At 63.6% G+C, this 18,976-nt stretch carries 13 protein-coding genes; 8 read left to right on the top strand and 5 right to left on the bottom strand.

All coding sequences use genetic code 11. From position 1 onward, the window contains the following. Positions 1-10 precede the first annotated feature (10 nt). Complete coding sequence (locus tag HF916_RS09455) at positions 11-1,930, bottom strand: sensor domain-containing diguanylate cyclase (RefSeq protein WP_168788640.1); 1,920 nt, start codon at positions 1,928-1,930, stop codon at positions 11-13. A gap of 78 nt (positions 1,931-2,008) precedes the next feature. Here HF916_RS09455 and HF916_RS09450 point away from each other — a divergent pair, with 78 nt between their 5' ends. After that, complete coding sequence (locus tag HF916_RS09450) at positions 2,009-3,820, top strand: histidine kinase (protein ID WP_168788639.1); 1,812 nt, start codon at positions 2,009-2,011, stop codon at positions 3,818-3,820. A 93-nt stretch (positions 3,821-3,913) separates the two neighbouring features. Here the strand turns inward: HF916_RS09450 and HF916_RS09445 are convergent, their stop codons facing one another. The 4 genes from HF916_RS09445 to HF916_RS09430 form a co-directional block, all read right to left on the bottom strand. Continuing rightward, a complete protein-coding gene (locus HF916_RS09445; protein ID WP_240975205.1) occupies positions 3,914-4,507 on the bottom strand; it encodes a dimethylamine monooxygenase subunit DmmA family protein in 594 nt (197 codons plus the stop codon). A gap of 16 nt (positions 4,508-4,523) precedes the next feature. Next, on the bottom strand, positions 4,524-6,200 hold the full coding sequence (locus tag HF916_RS09440) for an APC family permease (protein ID WP_168788638.1): 1,677 nt from the start codon (positions 6,198-6,200) through the stop codon (positions 4,524-4,526). A gap of 161 nt (positions 6,201-6,361) precedes the next feature. After that, complete coding sequence (locus HF916_RS09435) at positions 6,362-7,432, bottom strand: heme-dependent oxidative N-demethylase family protein (RefSeq protein WP_168788637.1); 1,071 nt, start codon at positions 7,430-7,432, stop codon at positions 6,362-6,364. A gap of 23 nt (positions 7,433-7,455) precedes the next feature. Beyond that, a complete protein-coding gene (locus tag HF916_RS09430; RefSeq protein ID WP_168788636.1) occupies positions 7,456-8,412 on the bottom strand; it encodes a PDR/VanB family oxidoreductase in 957 nt (318 codons plus the stop codon). Between the two features lie 427 nt (positions 8,413-8,839). Between HF916_RS09430 and HF916_RS09425 the strand changes: the two genes are divergently transcribed. From HF916_RS09425 to narL, 7 genes are all read left to right on the top strand, one after another. Next, a complete protein-coding gene (locus tag HF916_RS09425; RefSeq protein ID WP_168788635.1) occupies positions 8,840-9,952 on the top strand; it encodes an aminomethyltransferase family protein in 1,113 nt (370 codons plus the stop codon). A gap of 146 nt (positions 9,953-10,098) precedes the next feature. Then, entirely contained in the window at positions 10,099-12,291 is a 2,193-nt protein-coding gene (locus tag HF916_RS09420) for an FAD-dependent oxidoreductase (RefSeq protein ID WP_168788634.1), read from the top strand. 166 nt (positions 12,292-12,457) lie between these two features. Continuing rightward, on the top strand, positions 12,458-14,620 hold the full coding sequence (locus HF916_RS09415) for a heterodisulfide reductase-related iron-sulfur binding cluster (RefSeq protein WP_168788633.1): 2,163 nt from the start codon (positions 12,458-12,460) through the stop codon (positions 14,618-14,620). A gap of 20 nt (positions 14,621-14,640) precedes the next feature. After that, entirely contained in the window at positions 14,641-16,233 is a 1,593-nt protein-coding gene (locus HF916_RS09410; RefSeq protein ID WP_168788632.1) for a hypothetical protein, read from the top strand. Beyond that, positions 16,230-17,030, top strand: a complete 801-nt coding sequence (locus tag HF916_RS09405; RefSeq protein ID WP_168788631.1) for an electron transfer flavoprotein subunit beta/FixA family protein — start codon at positions 16,230-16,232, stop codon at positions 17,028-17,030. Before HF916_RS09410 ends, HF916_RS09405 begins: the two co-directional genes overlap by 4 nt. After that, positions 17,027-17,986 (top strand): electron transfer flavoprotein subunit alpha/FixB family protein, encoded by a 960-nt coding sequence (locus tag HF916_RS09400; protein ID WP_168788630.1) that lies wholly within the window; start codon positions 17,027-17,029, stop codon positions 17,984-17,986. The genes HF916_RS09405 and HF916_RS09400 overlap by 4 nt, the downstream gene beginning before the upstream one ends. 245 nt (positions 17,987-18,231) lie before the next feature. Beyond that, entirely contained in the window at positions 18,232-18,876 is a 645-nt protein-coding gene (narL, locus tag HF916_RS09395) for a two-component system response regulator NarL (protein ID WP_168788629.1), read from the top strand. The last annotated feature ends 100 nt before the right edge of the window (positions 18,877-18,976 follow it).

Genomic DNA, 18,976 nt, shown 5'->3' with positions numbered 1-18,976 from the left:
TTTTCTCCTGTTAGGCCGCCGTGGTCGACGGGCCAGGCGTATTGCCAGTCTCGCCCATCTCGCCCGCAATCGGCGCCGCGCCGGCCGCCGCCATCGCACAGTCGAGCAGTTGTTGCGCGCTGGTCAATTCGCTCTGCGCCACGGCCCAGCCGATCCGAACCGACACGTTGAACTCATACCCCTCGAGACGCAGCGGCCGGCAGACAACATTCTGCAAGCCCGTGGCAAGCAGACTGAGCGAGGCCGCGCTCATGGGTGACGCGGACTGCGCGATCTGCTCGGCCGATTCGCACCATGCGAGCGATGCCGCCTCGAAATCCGCAACCATCATCGCAAAGTCCTGCTTGTCGAGCAACGTTACGCAATTCAGCTCGCTTTGCGTCAAATGCAGTCGTCGGCCGAGTTCAACCAGCGCCCGGTCCGCATATTCCTGACCGAAACGCTCTGCCACATGATCGAACCCCCGCACGCGCACGGCGAAAATCGCGCAGGGCTGGCCGGTGCGGCGCGCGAGCGCCGTGGCAAAGCTCAGGCGGTCCATGAACATGCTGGCGTTGGTAAGGCCCGTCGAGCGGTCGAACACCAGTCTGCGGCGCGCACTTTCTTCCGCGAGCCGACGCCGCGTCACTTCGATGATGAAGCCCTCGAGTCCAACCAGTTCGCCCCGCGCCGAGAAAATGCCGCGCCCCTGATCCCACACCCACTTGGTGTCGCCTGAACGGTCGATGATGCGGTACGTCAATTCATACGATTCGCCGGCCAATATGCGCGACTGTACTTCATTCCAGACAAACTCGCGGTCCTCGGGATGGATCAGCGAACTGAAGCTCATGCGTGCGTCGTCGAGCAGTTCACTCGGCTCGTAACCGGTCAACTCGAAACACCCTTCGCTGACGAATTCCATCGACCAACGCCGGTCGTTCTGTCCGCGATAGATCATCGCGCGCATGTTGGCAAGCAACATCCTCAGACTGCGACGGCTCGCACGCAGCGCTTCTTCGCTGCGACGCCGATTCGAAATGTCCATCGCGAGACCCGCCGCGCCGATCAGCGTGCCTTCCTCATCGGTCACACCGTGACAGCGCAGTTCGACGTGGATCATCGTTTCGTCGGCGCGAATCATGCGCGCCTCGGTAATCAGCTCGCTGATATGCCCGTCGAGCAGCGTAGCAAGCCGGGCGCTCAGCGTCTGACGATCTTCAGGATGGAAGAAACCGGCAAATGGCGGACACTCGGCACTATTGCCCACAGTGCGCAGCAGGTTGCGCCAGGCCGGGTTCGAGAAGATCAGATGCAACTCGCGGTCGACCCGAAACAGCGCCTGCGGCAACTGCTCCACGACATCGTGACAATGGCGCTGGATCTGCGCTTCGCTGCGCTGTGCGTTGGCGCTCGCATAGGGCGCGGGGAATTGCAGCAGTGTCAGACGTGAGCCTTGCCCACGCAGCGCCGTCACCGGATGCAGCCTGAACGTGCCGTCGCCATAGGCGAGGCGCAGCGAACCGGACGTGCGTTCTTCGCCATCTCCGGCCTCCCCGAGCAGCTTCGTCAGATCCAGCAGCGATTGTGGGTGCACGAGGTTGCTGAACGGCATGCCGACAATTTCGTCGGCGTAGGCCTCCCAGCGCGCGTGCTTGAGGAAGGCGCCGTTGACGAAGACCAGCGCGTCGTTGTCGAGCAGCACCGCAGGGGTCGAAAGATTCGCGGCAAACGCGCTCAGTTCCGGCGATGCGGAACCTGGCGTGCCGCGCCGCGCCGCACGTTTCGCGCCGAACGCGAAGGCGAGTATGAGAAGACCCGCGGCAAGACCACCTGCCAGCGCCAGAGCGACATACAATAATGTGTCTCCGCGCGGGTTTAGACCGAGCCGTGGAAACACCAATGCAGCCACTGCCAGCAGCAGCGCAGTGGAAAACAGATAGACTGTCATGAACCTTTGGTCTCGCGAAACCGGAACATGGGGTATGGACGCGGACCGTTCCCCACCTCTCCTCGCAACTATTCTTGAATGAACGCAGTCGACCCCGCCCCGTTCCGCCGTTACCCGCTTTACGCGAAGACGTGCATCGTGCTGGCTTGCCTCGTTGCGCTGGTCGCGCTGCTGTTCGTCAGCACCCGGGTGCAACTCGATGGCGAAGCCGCCTACAGTCAAACCGCGTTTACCCTGCGGGAAGCGGCGCGGCTGCAGCGCATTGCCGGGCATATCGAGGCCCGTTCGCCGGACGCGGCGGCGACGCTACTCGCGCAGGCCGACCAACTCGTACGCAACGATACGTTATTACAGGGCTGGAGGCAACGCGGTGCGCCCACGCCGGAGCTAGGCAGGCAACTCAGCGCACTGAACAGCGCCGGCCGCGAACCAACGGGCACACACGCCGCGCCCGATGCCCTCGACCAACTGAGGACACGGATCGAGAGCGAAAGCGAAGTGCGTAACGCCGTCATCGCCCTGCTCGAAGCGTGCGCGGCTGCGCTATTGCTCGGCGGTTTCGTCGCGCTCGCGTGGGGTGCGCGACGCTCGCTTGTCGTACGTCCCGCCCTCACGTTGCAGAACCTCGCGCAAACGGGCCACCGGCCACCCGATGGCCTGGACGAGATCGACCGTCTGCTCAAGCTGCAGAACGACCTCTCCGTGCGGCTGCGAAGCGAGCAGGACGAGTCCGCGCGCCTGAAACGCATCGTCGAAGACCATATCGCGTTTGCGGACCAATCGCTCGATCTGCTTCACTACATCTGCGCGCAACTGGCCGAAGACGTGCCCTCGCGCGGTACGCTCGAAGCACTGCTGCAACGTCTGGTCGGCGTCTCGCGCGTCCAGCGCATTGCGCTCGTCCTGTCGGAACCGTCGGCGCAGTTGCTCGGCGTCGATGTCGTCGTGTCGCCAGGCGGCGACGCTCCGCTGATCGTGCGCGACCGTGTCGCGCATGAACTGATGTCGCTCGCCGGTGTGCGCACCTTCCCGGCCGGCAAGGATAGCGGCGTCATGCTGCCCATCCTGGCCGCGCCCGTGCGCGTGCCGTCGGAGAGCTACGGCCTGCTGATCGGCGAAGGCGCGCCGGACACCCGCTTCGAGCCGCGTCACCAGCATCTGATGGAAACCATCGCCAGCGTGCTCGCTCATGCCATCTCCAACCTGAGCCGAGACGTGCGCGATCACCGCATGGCGCTACTCGAAGAGCGCAACGCCATCGCGCGTGAGCTTCATGATTCGCTCGCCCAGTCGCTGGCTTACATGAAGATCCAGCTGGCACGCCTCCAGGCCGTGCTGCCGCCGGAGCTGGCACAAGACGACGCCGGCCAGATAGCGCGGGCCATCCGCGAAGGTATCGACAGTGCCTATCGGCAGCTACGCGAACTGCTGACGACGTTTCGCACATCGATGCACGCGCATGGTCTCGCGTCCACGCTCGAGGAAGTCGCGGATGAACTGTCGTCGCGCAGCCAGGTGCAGATTTCCATCGACAACCGGATTCGCCGAATCCGCCTCACGGTGAATGAGGAATTGCACGTCGCGCAGATCGTGCGCGAGGCGCTCACCAACGTGATCCACCACGCGCGCGCGTCAACGGCGCTCGTGCAACTGTCGTCGAGCGGCAATGAGGTCACCGTGTTAGTCGAGGACAATGGCCGTGGCATCACGACCGAGGACGGCGGCGAACATCACTACGGACTCTCGATCATGCGCGAGCGCACACGCAGCCTCGGTGGCAAGCTCGACATCCGCGCAGTGCCGAACGGCTCGCGCGTTGTGCTGACCTTTGTGCCCGCAGTGATGATGGCGGAGAAAGCGCGCAGCGGAACCAGCGGCGCGCCGCACTAAAAAAAAGATCCTGATGAACGACATGCGCCTCGCAATCAGCAGGTGCACGTCGCCGCTCAGGATCGGGTGAAACAGGGATTGCTAACGGAAGAACTACGTGTAGATCTGCTCGCGCTCGGGCAGTTCGCCAGGCATTTCCGCATCCGCCTGCACACCCATGAAAGCAGCAAGCCGGCGCGAGAAATGATCCCGCACGAACAGATGTCGTCCGCAACCCGCGCAGGCCACAACATTGCTCGTCACCCGTTCGTTCAGCGCGCGGCAATGAACGCAGTAGACGCGGCGGAACAGGCCGCCGCTATGCGCAACGCGCACTGCTTCCGCCGCGATGGCGTAGCGCGCCGCCAGCTGATGGACCGACCAGATGAACGGTTCACTGCCGAGCGCATAGATCCTGACGCCGATACTCGCGTCGCGCATTGCCTGCTCCAGTGCGGCGAGCAGGCCCTCTTCGCTGTCGAAACGCCGTGGCGCCTCAGCCAGCGCATGCAATGGATCGGCATCCGCGCGAGGCGCGTCCGCCTGTACAACCCAGACCTGGAGCGGCGCCACGCGACTCAATGCGGCCACCGCCCGCGCGCGGTCCTGATCGGTCGCGCCGGAGGTAATGAACCAGTGCTCAGTGCCGCGCGGGTCCGCATCGAGCGGCGCGTACACGGGGCGGCTCTTGTTGGGAGAAGTCATCATCGTGGCGCCATCCGTATCAGTAGATCGCGAGACTGTGCGTGACCACGATCACGGCGATGCCGGCCACGACGGTTACATAAGGCAGGATCCCGGCGCGTTTGGTGACGCTGCCGCCGCCTGCCAGCTGCATGTCCTCTTTCATCGCCTCCGGGAAGTGACCTTTGTCGACCACGTAGTGGCGGAACAGGAATACGGGGATGATCAGTGCGGCGAAGCACAGCCCCGATACCAGCGTCCCCGCACCCCAGATATCCGCGCCCATGCCGAGCAACGCGAGGTTGACGAACGAGAACAGCGTGCCGAGCGCGAGCAGCCAGTTCGGTGCGCGGAACGGCCTGCTCCAGTCAGGTCGGTCAAGCCGGTGAATCCACGCGGAATTCAGGTTCAGGAAGTTGAAGATGATGTAGCCGACGTTGGACATGGCCAGCACGAAGACATAGTCCGACATCATCAGCAGGACCAGGTTGAAACACAGATCGGTCCACATCGCGCGGGTCGGTGCGCCATGCTCGTTGACGTGTGACAGATACTTCGGCAGCCAGCCGTCCACCGAGGCTTGATACAGCGTGCGCGACGAGCCTGCCATCGACGTCATGATCGCGAGCACGAGCGCGAGCACCAGCATCACCACGAGCACCCGTTCCACCAGCAAGCCGCCGTGGATCATCGGCGCCATGGCTTTCGCCACGCCCATGCCACTGTAGATGTCGGGCGACAGCATGCCGTTGTACACGGCGGGCGTCACGACATGACCTGCTGCGTCCTTCACTTCCGGGCTCACCAGGTGACCGAGACCCAGCATGCCCTGGAACGACAGCGGCACCACCGTGAAGACGAAGATGCAAAGCAGACCCGAGTAGAGAATCGCCTTGAACGTATCGACCTTGGGATCGCGAAATTCACGCGTGTAACAGACTGCCGTCTCGAACCCATACGTCGACCATGCGGCGATGAAGAGGCCGCCTGCCATCAGCGTGATGCCGGCGCGCCCCCACGTTCCGTCGACGATCTGCCCCGCGCTGTCCTTTGCGAATGGCACCAGCGGCAGCAGGTTATGCAGCGGCAGATCGCCTGTCACCAGCGGCACGGTACCGACAAGGATCAGCGGAATCAAGGCCGCCACGCCGAGAATCGCCTGAATGCGCGCGGCGTTCAGGATGCCCCGGTGTTGAATCGCAAACGTCACCAGCAAAATGGCCGCGCCGAGAATGAATGTCGAGTTGATCCGCAGACTCAGTCCGCTGCGCAACCAGTCGAGACTCACGAGTGTGACCTGCCACGTGTTGATTGCCGCATCGGCCGGGAACATGATCGACAGGACATAGCCCGCCGCGAGCCCCGAGCCGATTGCAAGGACAGGCGACCACGCGAACCAGTTGCACCACACCGACAGCGGCGCAAACAGCTTCGAGTAGCGCACCCATGCGATCGCCCCGTAGACCGATGCGCCACCCGCCTTGTGCGGAAAGAGCCCCGCGATTTCCGCATACGAAAAAGACTGGATGAAACCCAGCCCGATCGAAATAATCCACACTGCCCACGACAACTTGCCGACTGTCGCTGCAATCGAGCCGATCGAAAACAGCACCAGCGCAGGGACGCCGCTTGCTACCCAGAACGCGCCGGTCCAACTGATTTTTCTCTGTAGAGCGCCGTCTGTTTCGACGGCGTAGTCTTCGGAAATCGCACTCATCGCTGCCTTCCTTTTCCGGTCAGGCGCCGGGTTGGTTACCAACAGGTGGGTTTCGTCTCAAGCCGACATCCCGTGGCCTGCCATCAAAGGCCAACCCAGGCGTGAGACGTTGCGTACGTACGGGTCAAACAAAAACGTGCCACAACGATCTCGGTCCGTTGCTAGACCAGCTCCGTGGTGAGCTGTTCGATCTCGGGCTGGGTGCCGGTACTGGTCGGCGTGCCGTCGTCGAACGGCGCGAGCCATTGCAAAGCGACGTCGCGATAACGGGTCAGCCCTTTGTATTCGATGAGCTCCGGCGGCAGCGTAGCGAGCACCCGATGCAGGCGCTTGCCCCATTTCGGCACGCGCGCCAGTTCGTCGAGCGCAATCAGGTAGCAGCGCACGCAAAAAAGGATCGCATTGCTGCGCGGCAATCTGAACAGGGTCTGCAATTCGACGCGCAGATGGAGCTTATGGCCGACGTTCACAGGCGTGATGCTCGCGCGGTCCGGTCCCCACTCGGGATATTGTTCGGGCGACGTGTCCAGTCGCGGGTTGACCGTCATCGTCCAGTTCAGCCGCCGTACCGGTGCGCCGAGTTGCAAACGCAGCAGGAATTTCAGCGCACGTTCGAAGATCCCTGCCTGGTGCGCGAGCGGCACAGGACCATGCCATTCCATGAAACTCATGCCGAGATCGAAGTCGAGCGACCAGTCCGCCTGGGTCGTCACCGTGCCGCCGTCCATGAACAGGTTGTCGTCGCGATGGTCGAGCAGGCAGAAGTCGCCCTGCCCTTGGCGCGTGATGTATTCAAAGGGGGGGCATGGCAGCGTGCTTGCGTCACCGAACACGAATTGCTGCGTCAGGCCCAGCGGCCGATTCGTCCAGCGCCAATGATCGCCATCGCGTTCGAGACGAAATTGCTCAGGGTAGTCGCGTGCGAGACTTTCCATCATCAACTCAAGCGTGTCCCACTGCGCAGCGCCCATGTGATCGAGCACCTGACAGCGCAGCGGATCGCGCTCCAGCGTGAGCGCACGGTCGCGACATTCGGCGACGTAATGCTCATCGACATCGAAGGCGCTCCGGAATACCGGCGATGAGCCGCCTGGCACATGCGGCTCGATGTTGACCGAGTACATGTAGCGGTCTTCCGGAAACGGAAACGGAAACCGCATGATAGCGTCGTCGCTGTTGCGGAATGTGTAGGTATCTCGAAAGGTTTCTTCGGTTTTGAAAGCGATGGACATGGCGGCTCCGCTCCTCGTGTTCATCAGATGTTCAGGACGATCCGGGCGCTGCGGGCGCGCGAAACGCAGGGCAGTACGTTGCAGTTCGTTGCGCGCTCAGCCGCGCTCTGGAAAAAGTCACGATGCTCCGGCTCGCCTTCCAGCACTTCCAGCGCGCAGGTGCCGCATGCGCCACCGCGGCACATATAGGGCGCGTCGACGCCTGCCGCCTCGAGCGCTTCGAGCAGACTCTGATCTGCACCGACCGCGACTTCCCCGCCGCTCTTTGCCAGTACCGCGACGAACGGTTCGCCGTGCGACGCACCGCCAAAGCTCTCCTGGTGAAAATGGCTTTCCGGCCAGCCCAGCGAGCGCGCGGCAAGCGCAACCCCGTCCATCAGTCCCGCGGGACCGCAAGTGTACAGATGCGTACCGGCGGGCTGCGCCGCGAGCAATGCGCCAAAGCGCTCGCCCGCGTCCTGCGGCTCCACGTAGACCGCGATCCCGCCCGTGGTGCGTGCGGCGATCAGATCCGTGAACGCGTCGGCGTCTTCCGGGCGGCAGCACAGGTGCATCTCGACGCGAGCACGCGCATTGGCCAGTTCCGGCAGCATCGACAGAAACGGTGTGACGCCGATACCGCCCGCGATCATCACATGCTTGCTACCGCGTCTGGCAAGTGGAAAAAAATTCGACGGCATCGAGATGTCGAGCGTCGTGCCTTCGTTGACTTCTTCATGCATGAACACTGACCCGCCACGCGACGCGGGCACGCGGCGAACCATGATCTGGTAGGCGTCGCGTGCGCCGGACGGCGTCGTCAGTGAATAGGCATTGCGCCACACGCGTGTTTCGCCGCGCATCGTGACGACAATGTGGCTGCCCGCCGAATACGCCGGCAAATGCCCGCCGTCGGCCGGCACGAGCGTGAAGCGCCGTACGTCGCTCGCGATTGGCTCGATGTGTGCCACACGTACTGGGATCGTTCTCGGTCCGTTCATGCCCGCTCTTCCTCGCATTGGAATTGGCACGCACCCTGTACCTCGGGAGAACCCCAAGTCAGGCCACGCATCTCTGCAGCGAATTCACGTAACTAGAATCGAGCGGCAAAAAAACGATATCAATGATTCGTTGGAGGTAGCCCCGGCGCTGTAGGTATCGCGTTGCCGCGAACGGCTGAGATGTCCGTTTGATGCCGCTTCCGGGCGATACATGATCGATGTCCCTACCGCCTGCCCTCCTGTTTTTCTGTTTTTTGGGCTTAAGCGAAGTAGTGCGCCTACCCACTCGGAGGTAGCGCCATTGGGCGATTGTGACGCCAATTTTTACAGCCGAGACTTGCTGTCATCCAGCGGCCCAAGGTCTGGCCTTCCGCGGCCCAGGCGCACCGGCCATCACTCACGTACGGTCCACTCTCGGGAAAACGCTATGACAAGGCAATCAATTCTGAATATCCGCCATCGTGAACTCGGCTCAAAACTTGACGGCGATAGGTGGAACGACATGCCGCTGCCCTGGTACTACAACAGCGATCCCAACGACGAAGTCGTCGCCGTACGCACGGGAGCCGGTCTCTACGATATCAGTGCGCTGAATATTCTCCACGTGAGCGGCCCGGATGCCGCAGCAGTGATCGACAGCATCTGCGCGATCGATGTCACGAAGATGAAGCCGGGCACCGCGCGTCTGGCCGCCGAAGTCGATGAACGCGGCGCGCTCTGCGACGACCTGATGGTGATCTACGATGCGCCGAATCGCTACCGGATTTCGCACGGCGGTGGTTCGACTCAGGAGAATCTGCGCCGCGCCGCGGAGAAACGCGACGTGGAGTGGCACCAGGACTTCGACGTGCACATGCTGTCGCTGCAAGGCCCGCGCGCCACGGCGATCCTGCAGCCGCATATCGGCATCGACCTGAACGAGCTGCCCTACTTCGCTCACGTCGAAACGAAACTGTTCGATCGCAAGATCGTCATCTCGCGCGGCGGTTATTCCGGTGAGCAGGGTTTCGAAGTGTCGTGCAGCGCAGACCATGCGATTGCGCTGTGGGACGCCATTCTGGAAGCCGGCAAGCCGCATGGCATCGTGCCCGCATCGTGGACCTCGCTCGAACTGGCACGCATCGAAGCCGCGTTGCTGTTCTATCCGTTCGACATGCCTGAAGGCGACACCACCCCGTGGGAGTTGAACCTCGACTGGATGATCGACCTCGACAAGCCCGGCGACTATACCGGCAAGGCCGCGTTGCTCAACGCGCGCGGCAAGGCGCGGTTCAAACAGGCGGGCGTGGTCGTCAAGCACGACGGCCCCGTCACCGCAGGCGCGAAGATTTTCATCGGCAAGGAAGAGGTGGGCGTCGTGACGAGCGCATCGTTCAGCCGCTACCTCATGCAGTCGCTCGCCATGGTGCATCTGAAGCCCGGTCATACCGCGCTCGGCACCAAGGTCGAGATCCGCGATGCCGCGGGCAACTTCAGCGGCGTCGTCACCAAAACGCCGTTCTACGACCCGATGCGCCTGCGCACCCGCGTCGCCGCCTGACGCCCGTCTCAGGAACTGCCGTCGACGGAGGGTGCTTCGAAGCATCCCAGGCATCCCTCCGTTTGGTTCCCGACGGCGCGCAAGCCGGCCAGCCATATCCACCCCGACTTACGTAGTCAAAAAGCCAGCCAGGAGAGACACCCCCCATGCCACGCGATCCCCGCTACGACGTCCTGTTCGAACCCATCCAGATCGGCCCGAAGACGTTGCGCAACCGTTTCTATCAAGTTCCCCATTGCATTGGCGCCGGCAGCAACCTGCCAGGTTTCCAGGCCGCCCACCGGTCGATGAAAGCCGAGGGCGGCTGGGCCGCGATGAACACCGAGTACTGCTCGATCCACCCGGAATCCGACGATACGCACCGTCTGTCGGCGCGTATCTGGGACGAGGGCGACGTGCGCAATCTGCGCGCGATGACCGACGAAGTCCACAAGTACGGCGCGCTCGCCGGAATCGAGATGTGGTATGGCGGCTCGCACGCGCCCTGCATGGAAAGCCGCGCGACGCCGCGCGGCCCGAGCCAGTTCGCGTCTGAATTCGAAACGCTCACGTACTGCAAGGAGATGGACCTCGACGACATTCGCGACGTCCAGCAGTTTTACGTCGACGCCGCGCTGCGCGCACGCGATGCAGGCTTCGACATTGTCTACGTGTACGGCGCGCACTCGTATCTGCCGCTGCAGTTCCTCTCGCCGTACTACAACAAGCGCACCGACGGCTACGGGGGTTCGCTTGAAAACCGTGCGCGCTTCTGGGTCGAAACGCTCGAGAAAGTGCGCCGTGCAGTCGGCCAGGATTGCGCGATCGCGACGCGCTTCGCTGTCGATACGCTGTACGGCAGCGGCGGCATCGAAGTCGAAAAAGATGGCATGAAATTCGTCGAGATGGCCGACTCGCTGGTCGATCTTTGGGACGTCGATGTCGGCGATATCGCCGAGTGGGGCGAAGACGCGGGCCCGTCGCGCTTCAACCTGCAAGGCCACCAGATTCCATGGACCCGCTTCATCAAGGAAGTATCGAAGAAGCCGGTGCTCGGTGTGGGCCGTTTCACCGATCCGGAAAAGATGACGGAAATCGTCACGAAGGGCATTGCCGACATCATCGGCGCAGCGCGTCCGTCGATCGCCGATCCGTTCCTGCCGAAGAAAGTCGAAGAAGGCCGTATCGACGACATTCGCGTTTGCATCGGCTGCAACGTGTGTATCTCGCGCTGGGAAATCGGCGGCCCGCCGATGATCTGCACGCAGAACGCCACGGCCGGCGAAGAATATCGCCGCGGCTGGCATCCGGAAAAGTTCGCCGAGTGCAAGTCGAACGATTCGGTGCTCGTGGTCGGCGCGGGTCCGGCCGGCTCCGAATGCGCGCGCGTGCTGATGCAGCGCGGCCACACGGTTCACCTCGTCGATTCGGCCGACAAGATCGGCGGTCATCTGAACAGCGTCGTCACCCTGCCGGGCCTCGGTGAATGGGGTTATCACCGCGATTACCGCGAAACGCAGATCGCCAAGCTGCTCAAGAAGAACAAGCAGAGCCAACTCGCCCTCGGCCAGAAGCCGCTCACCGCCGACGACGTGCTCGACTACGGCGCCGACAAGGTGGTGATCGCCACGGGTTCGCACTGGGTCACGGACGGCACGAACTGCCTGACGCACGATCCGATTCCGGGCGCGGACGCCTCGCTGCCGGATCAGCTCACGCCGGAACAGGTGATCTCGGGCAAAAAACCGCTCGGCAAGCGCGTGGTCATCCTGAACGCGGACACCTACTTCATGGCGCCGAGCCTCGCCGAAAAACTCGCGACAGCAGGCCACGAAGTCACAGTCGTGAGTGGCGTGCATCTGGCGAACTACATGCACTTCACCCTCGAATATCCGAACATGATGCGCCGCCTGCACGAACTCGGTGTGCACGAACTCGGCGATCACTTCGCGAGCCGCATCGAAAAAGGCCGGATCGAGATCTACAACATCTGGGGCGACGGGTCGCGCCGCACGTACAAGGGTGCGGGGCAACTGCCGCGCGATGCGAACAAGACGCACCGCTGGCTCGAATTCGATTCGCTGGTGCTCGTTACGGGCCGCCGCTCGAACGACACGCTGTATCGCGAACTGAAGGCGAAGCAGGACCAGTGGGCCGAGAAGGGCATCAAGTCGGTGTACCTGATCGGCGACGCCGAAGCACCGCGCCTGATCGCCGATGCAACCTTCACCGGGCACCGTCTGGCCCGCGAAATCGAGGAGCCGAACGCGCAGATCCCGCTGCCGTACAAGCGTGAAGTGGCCGTGTGGGGCACACCGTATCAGCCTGGCGGCACCTTCGAGATCGCCTACAAGAAGTAATCACGAAGCGTGGTCGCGGCTGTGCGATGGCCGAGCATCCACAGCCGTTCTGCCGGACGCAAGACCGGCAGAACACGCGAACCACGTCAACAAGGCCTCACCACGAAGGCCATGGAAGGGCACGCAGCGCGCGCCCTTCCCCTCCCCAATCCAACGGACGAGTCCCATGCTGAGCGCAGCGAATTTCGATCAAGCCACCGTGACGCGCATCCTGTTCGAGGATTTCCCAGCGTTCGCGATCGTGCTGTTTTATCTGGTAGGCGTGGCAGCCATCGCGGTGTTCGCGTGGGGCGTCTACGTGCAGATTCGCAAGTACCGGCGCGGCCAGGCCGTGAAGGGGCCAATCGACTTGCGCGCGCGTTTCGCCGACATGGTGCGCGTGGTGCTAAGTCACCGCACCGTGGCGCGCCGCGACCCTGCAGCGGGCCGCGCTCACCGGCTGATCTTCTACGGCTTCGCCGTGTTGTTTCTCGGCACCGCGACGGTCACGGTCGACTACGACATCACCGCCCGCTTCCTGGGCTTTCACTTCTGGAACGGCAACTTCTATCTGGGCTTCAAGCTCGCGATGAACCTGGCGGGTGTCTCGCTGATCGGCGGCCTGATCTACATGATGGCGCGCCGTGGCTGGATCAAGCCGCCGAAACTCGACTACAAGCGCCCTGACCGCCAGCCCGGCGATCCGGACTACGATCGCAGCGGTTATCGCCGCGAGGACTGGGCGTTCCTGTGGACCCTCATCCTGATCGGCATCACGGGCTTCGTGTTGAGCGCGCTGCGGCTGGTGTGGTTGCAGGACCGTGCGGTGGTGTGGGACACGCGCTGGTGGTCGCCGGTCGCCGCGTTGCTCGCTGAAGGCATGCGGGGCGCAGGACTTGATTCATCTGCAGCCTACGTGATCCGCACCGGCCTCTGGTGGTTCCATGGACTGCTAGCGCTCACCTTCATCGCGCTGATCCCTTACACGAAGGTCAAGCATATCTTCACCGCGAGCGGATCGCTGATGATGCGCGATCCGCTCGCCGCTCAGCGTCTGCCGCGCATCCCGGCGGATAGCGAACGCGTTGGCTACAAAACGATCACCGATTTCACGTGGAAGCATCTACTCAATCTCGACGCCTGCACGAAGTGCGGCCGTTGCCATGAGGCGTGTCCGGCCAACGCCGTCGGCGCGCCGCTGTCGCCGCGCGACGTGATCCTGTCGCTGCGCGAATTCGCCAACGAAGCCTTGCAAAAGAACGCCCTGCCCGACGAGGTCAAACTCGATGTGCACGGCAAGGACATCGGCCAGGTGTTCATGGAAACCGTCTGGTCATGCCGCACTTGCATGGCGTGCGTCGAGATTTGCCCGGTGGCGGTCGAACATGTGCCGATCATCGTGCAACTGCGTCGCAAGCTGGTCGAGGACGGCGAGATGGAACCCCAGGTGCAGAAGACGCTGCAGGCCATCCACAAGAACGGCAACTCATTCAATGAATCGAAGCGCAAGCGCGCCGCATGGACCAAGCCCCTGCCCTTCCAGATCAAGGACGCGCGCAAGGAGCCGGTGGAATTGCTGTGGTTCGTGGGTGACTATGCGTCGTTCGACCCCCGCAATCAGCGGGTCAGCCAGGCGTTCGCCACGCTGCTGCACGACTCGAACGTCGACTTCGGGCTGCTGTACGAAGGCGAATCGAACGCGGGCAACGACGTGCGCCGCGTCGGTGAAGAAGGGCTGTACGAACTGCTCGCCGAAAACAACATCGCGATGCTGGGCGCCTCGACCTTCAAGCGCATCGTCACCACCGATCCGCACTCTTACAACACCATTCGTAACGAGTATCCCGACTTCGGCGGCAAGTACGAGATCGAGCACTACACGAGCGTCGTCGCGCGCATGCTGGCTGACCACCGCATCACGCCGAAACGCCCGCTGGGATACCGCGTGACGTTCCACGATCCCTGCCACCTCGGACGCTTCAACAAGGGCTACGACGCGCCACGGCAGATTCTGGCGGCGCTCGGTTGCGAACTGATCGAGATGCCCCGCTCGCGCGACAACTCGTTCTGCTGCGGCGCGGGTGGCGGACGCATCTGGATGAGCGATCCGGTGGGTGCCGAAAAGCCATCGCAGAACCGCATGCACGAAGCGGCGCGCCTTGAAGGACTGGAGGTGTTTGTCGTGTGCTGTCCCAAGGACCTGACGATGTTCGAGGATGCGCTGAAGACGAGCGGCTACGAAGGCCGGTTCGTCGTACGCGAGCTCATCGAACTGATCGCCGAGAGCCTCGTCGATGCGGACGGCGACGGACCCGCCGCCGGCGGTGCCCGCGAAATCGTCGCGGCGTGAACCTGCGAGGAACGGCGAACATGTCGACTCCCGTCGCAGACCCCGGCCACGCAGACGGCGCACCGACGCCTGTCGTGCGTACGGCCACGATGCGGCGTCACTGGCGTGAACTGATCGGTCTCGCGCTCGACGCTGACGATGTCTACGGCGCAGCCGCCCTGTATCCCTACGCACGCGCCGCTGATCGCGAACGGCTCGGCGCGCGCCTGTTCGGCACACGGCGCGAGCGCCTCGCATTGGCGGCCTTCGCGTTCGCACCACCGGCCGTGCTCGCCCAGCTTGCCGTGCTTGCCGACGCCCAGCAGGACGAAACGCTGAAGCTGCGGCTCGCCCGAAATCCGTCGACACCCGGCAGCGCGCTCGAACGGCTTGCCGGCGCGGACCAGCCCGTCCCCGTGCGTCTCTCGCAACTGCTCGCGCGCCACGCTCATGCGCCTCACGCGCTGCTCGCCGGCATCGCCACGCACACCGACGACGTCAGCATCCTGCACGCGCTGTGCGAGAACGTCGGCGTACCGTCGGATCTTCTTACCCAACTGGAGCGGCGCGGCATCGCATTGCTGCAACGCGTGCTGGCCATTCATCTGGCCACCGACGCTCAGACGCTCACGCGCCTCTGGAAAAGCACCCGTAGTAGCGCCGTGCGCGCCCAGGTGCTGCGGCATCCGTACTGCCCCGACGCGCTATTGCAGACGATGCCAGCTTCCGTGGCCGAACGGCGAAGTCTCGCGCTCCATCCACGCACCCCCGCCAACGCCCTGATCCAGCTCGCCCGCGACGATGACGCAGCGGTGCGGCGCGCCACTGCCCTGAACGTCAACACGCCGGCCAGTGCGCTGATCGCTTTGTGCTTCGACGCAGAGGCCTCGGTACGGCGCGCGGTGGCGGTGCGCGACGATATCCCGCTGAAGGTCGTCGACTGGCTCGCCGACGATGCCGATGCGTGGGTCCGGCGGGCACTGGCACGCAACCTGGCCTGCCCGGCACTTTGGCTCGAACGGTTTGTCGAGGATCGCGAATCCGAGGTGCGTCGCGCGGTCAGCCGGCATCCGCGCTGCCCCGCGCGCCTGCTTGCGATACTCGCCAGCGACGCGGTGTCATGGGTGCGCGCGGGCGTCGCCTATCGCGACGACCTCGGGCGTGCCGTGTTGAATCGGCTGACGGCAGACCACGATATCGACGTGCTATCCGGCGTCGCCCGCAATCCGGCGACGCCGCAGGCGCAACTCGCGCGACTCGCCGAGCACGCGGCGCCCGACGTGCGACGCGGTGTGATCCTGAACCGGCACGCGACACGCCGCGTCCTCCTGCCTCTGCGTGACGAAGGCTACCCGCTGCACCGCGTCCTGGTGTTCGAGCATCCCAATCTCACCGACCCGGATCGCTGGCGCATGCGCTTCGACCCGGACAGCGAGGCGCGCGCCCGCATGTTTGGCTATTTCGGCCGCACGCTCGGCCCAGCGATATCCGCCACTGCGGCCGCGAAGCGGCGCCGCCGCGCGCATGAGCACCCCATTTTGCAGCCCACCCCGGAAGCAGGTTCACCGCAAAATTCAACGCAACATGACCCGCCCTATCCGCATTACCCGACGAACATGATGGAGCCAAGATGAAAATACTCGTAACCATTAAGCAGGTCGTGTCGCTCGATGAGGATTTCGAGCTACGTGACGACGGCCGCGATGTCGAAGCCGATTTCCACGTCTTCGATCTGAACGAATGGGACCATTACGCGCTGGAAGAAGCGATGCGGCTCAAGGAAGGCGCAGGCGGCGACGTCGAGGTCGTGGTAGCCACCATCGGCCCCGATAGCGCCGACGAAGAACTGCGTAAGTGTCTGGCCAAGGGTGCCGACCGCGCGATCCGTGTCTGGAGCGACGACTTGGAGGAATCGGACCCGATCGCCATCGCTCGCGTGCTGGCCGCGCTCGCGCGTCAGGAAGCGCCCGATATGATCTTCGCCGGCGTGCAGGCGTCGGACCACGCCTACGGGGCGACCGGCATGGCGCTAGCCGGACTGCTCGACTGGCCGCATGCGGCGGTCGTCGCGGGGCTCGACTATGCGCCGGGCGCACAGACGGCGACCGCCCGCCGTGAACTCGAGGGCGGTGCGTACGCGACGGTGACGGTGCAATGTCCCGCCGTGCTGACGCTGCAACTCGGCATCAACACACCACGCTACGCATCGCTGCGGGGCATCAAGCAGGCCGCGGCACGGCCGATCGAAACCGTTACGTCCCAGGCACTTGGGCTGGCGGCCGCGCAGACCGGCGCAGCCGGTTCACTGTCACGCGTGCGGCGTGTCTATGTACCGAGCGTCGGCCGGGCCAAAATGCTCGAGGGCACACCGGCCGAGCAGGCCGCACGCCTGGCCAATCTGATCAAGGAATTCCGGGGAGAAGCGAAATGAGCGGCATTCTGCTAGTCGTTGAACATCGCCAGGGGCAACTGCGGCCTGTGAGCCTCGAAGTAATTGGCGCCGCGGTCGCGGCAAAGGAAGCGAGCGGCGAAGCCATTACGGTCGCCGTACTGGGGACCCAGCCCGATACGTATGTCGAGGCGCTGAAACTCGCGGGCGTCGACGAAATCGTCACCGTGCGAACGGCGCACGACGCATTCGATCCCGACACCTATGAAGCCGTCACGCGCGCACTGATCGATGCGCGTTCACCTTCGCTCGTGCTGCTGCCGCACACGATCGATACGCTGGGCTACGCGGCGCCGCTCGCGGCCAAAGGCAACTACGGCTTCACGACCGACGCATTCGCCCTCGCGCGCGATGGCGACGCGTGGCTGGCAACGCGATCCGGCTACGGCCAGAAGGTCAACATGGAAATCGAATTCCCGGACAAGGCGACCGTCGTCGTGACCTTGCGGCCCGGCTCGTTCAAGGCGCCCGAAGGCGCGGCCACGCCCAATGTCTCCACGTTTGCCGCGCCGGCCGTCACGCCGCGCAGCACGCACGTCGAATTCGAAGACCCGGCTGTCAGCAGCGCGGTCGATATTCCGGGCGCCGATTTCATCCTGTCGATCGGCCGTGGTATCGGCGAAGAAACCCATGTCGAACAGTTCAAGGAACTGGCCGACTCGGTCGGCGCGACGCTCGGCTGCTCGCGTCCAATCGCCGATTCGGGGTGGTTGCCGAAAGCGCATCAGGTCGGGCAGTCGGGCAAGACCGCTGCAGCCTGCAAGCTGTACATCGCGATGGGTATCTCGGGCTCCGTGCAGCACATGGCGGGGATGAAGCACGTCGACAACATCATCGCCGTCAACACCGATCCCGAGGCGTCCATCTTTACGATCGCCCGCTATGGCATCGTCGGCGACATCTTCGAAATTGGTGAAGAACTGCGCGGTCACTTCTGAATCCGGGTATACGTGAACCACCCCATCGGCCGGCGCGTCGCGAGATGCCCGGCCTGCAATTTTCTTTAACGCTGAACATTTTTTCAAACGCCATCCACAGGTAGACTAACCGGCATCTCAAAAAATTACAGTCCCCAGCCGGCACGACGCACCGCACACCGCGTCCCATGCCTGGCTGCAAGATTGGAAACAGGCCGTTCCAGTAGAGACAGGCAGTCTGGTCAATGAGCCAAGGAAAAAAGTCGATGGACCCCAATACAGTTCTTCTCATCGACGACCATGCGTTGTTTCGCAAGGGCGTCGCGCAACTGATCCAGATGAACCCGGCTTTCACGATCGCCGGCGAGGCGTCGTCAGGACGTGACGGCGTCGAGATGGCCGTCCGCCTGAAACCCGATGTCGTGTTGATCGACCTCAACATGCCGGAAATCACCGGCATCGAGACCCTTGGACTGATGCGCGAGGCCGGCGTGGATGCGCGCTTCATCATGCTGACGGTCTCGGACAACGAGCGTGATGTCGTCGCGGCGCTGCGAGCCGGGGCACACGGCTATCTTCTGAAGGATATGGACCCGGAGGATCTCTGCGTGAGCTTGCAAAAGGCCCTCAAGGGCACCGCCGTACTGAGTGAGGCGGTGACGGGGAGCCTCGTGCATGCGCTCTCGGGTGGCCAGCGCATGCCGGCCAGCCAGACCGACCTCACGGCGCGCGAACTCGAGGTGTTCGACTACCTGGTCGCCGGCCTGTGCAACAAGGCGATTGCGCGCAAGCTCGATATCAGCGTCGGCACGGTGAAGGTGCACGTCAAGCATGTGCTGCGCAAACTCGATCTGCACTCGCGGCTCGAAGCCGTGGTGTGGCGGCACGAGCAAGGCGCACGGGGACACTGAGGCTCCCGGCCTCGCCGCTGCGCTAAAAAAATGCGCGACTACCTCCAAGGAGGTAGTCCCTTAAGGCGAATTGTCACTGGAAATTCGACCACGAATAATC

This window comes from Paraburkholderia aromaticivorans, from assembly GCF_012689525.1.
GTDB classification, from domain to species: domain Bacteria; phylum Pseudomonadota; class Gammaproteobacteria; order Burkholderiales; family Burkholderiaceae; genus Paraburkholderia; species Paraburkholderia aromaticivorans_A.
Note: the sequence above shows the minus strand (reverse complement) of the source record. Positions and strands in the feature narration are given on the sequence as shown.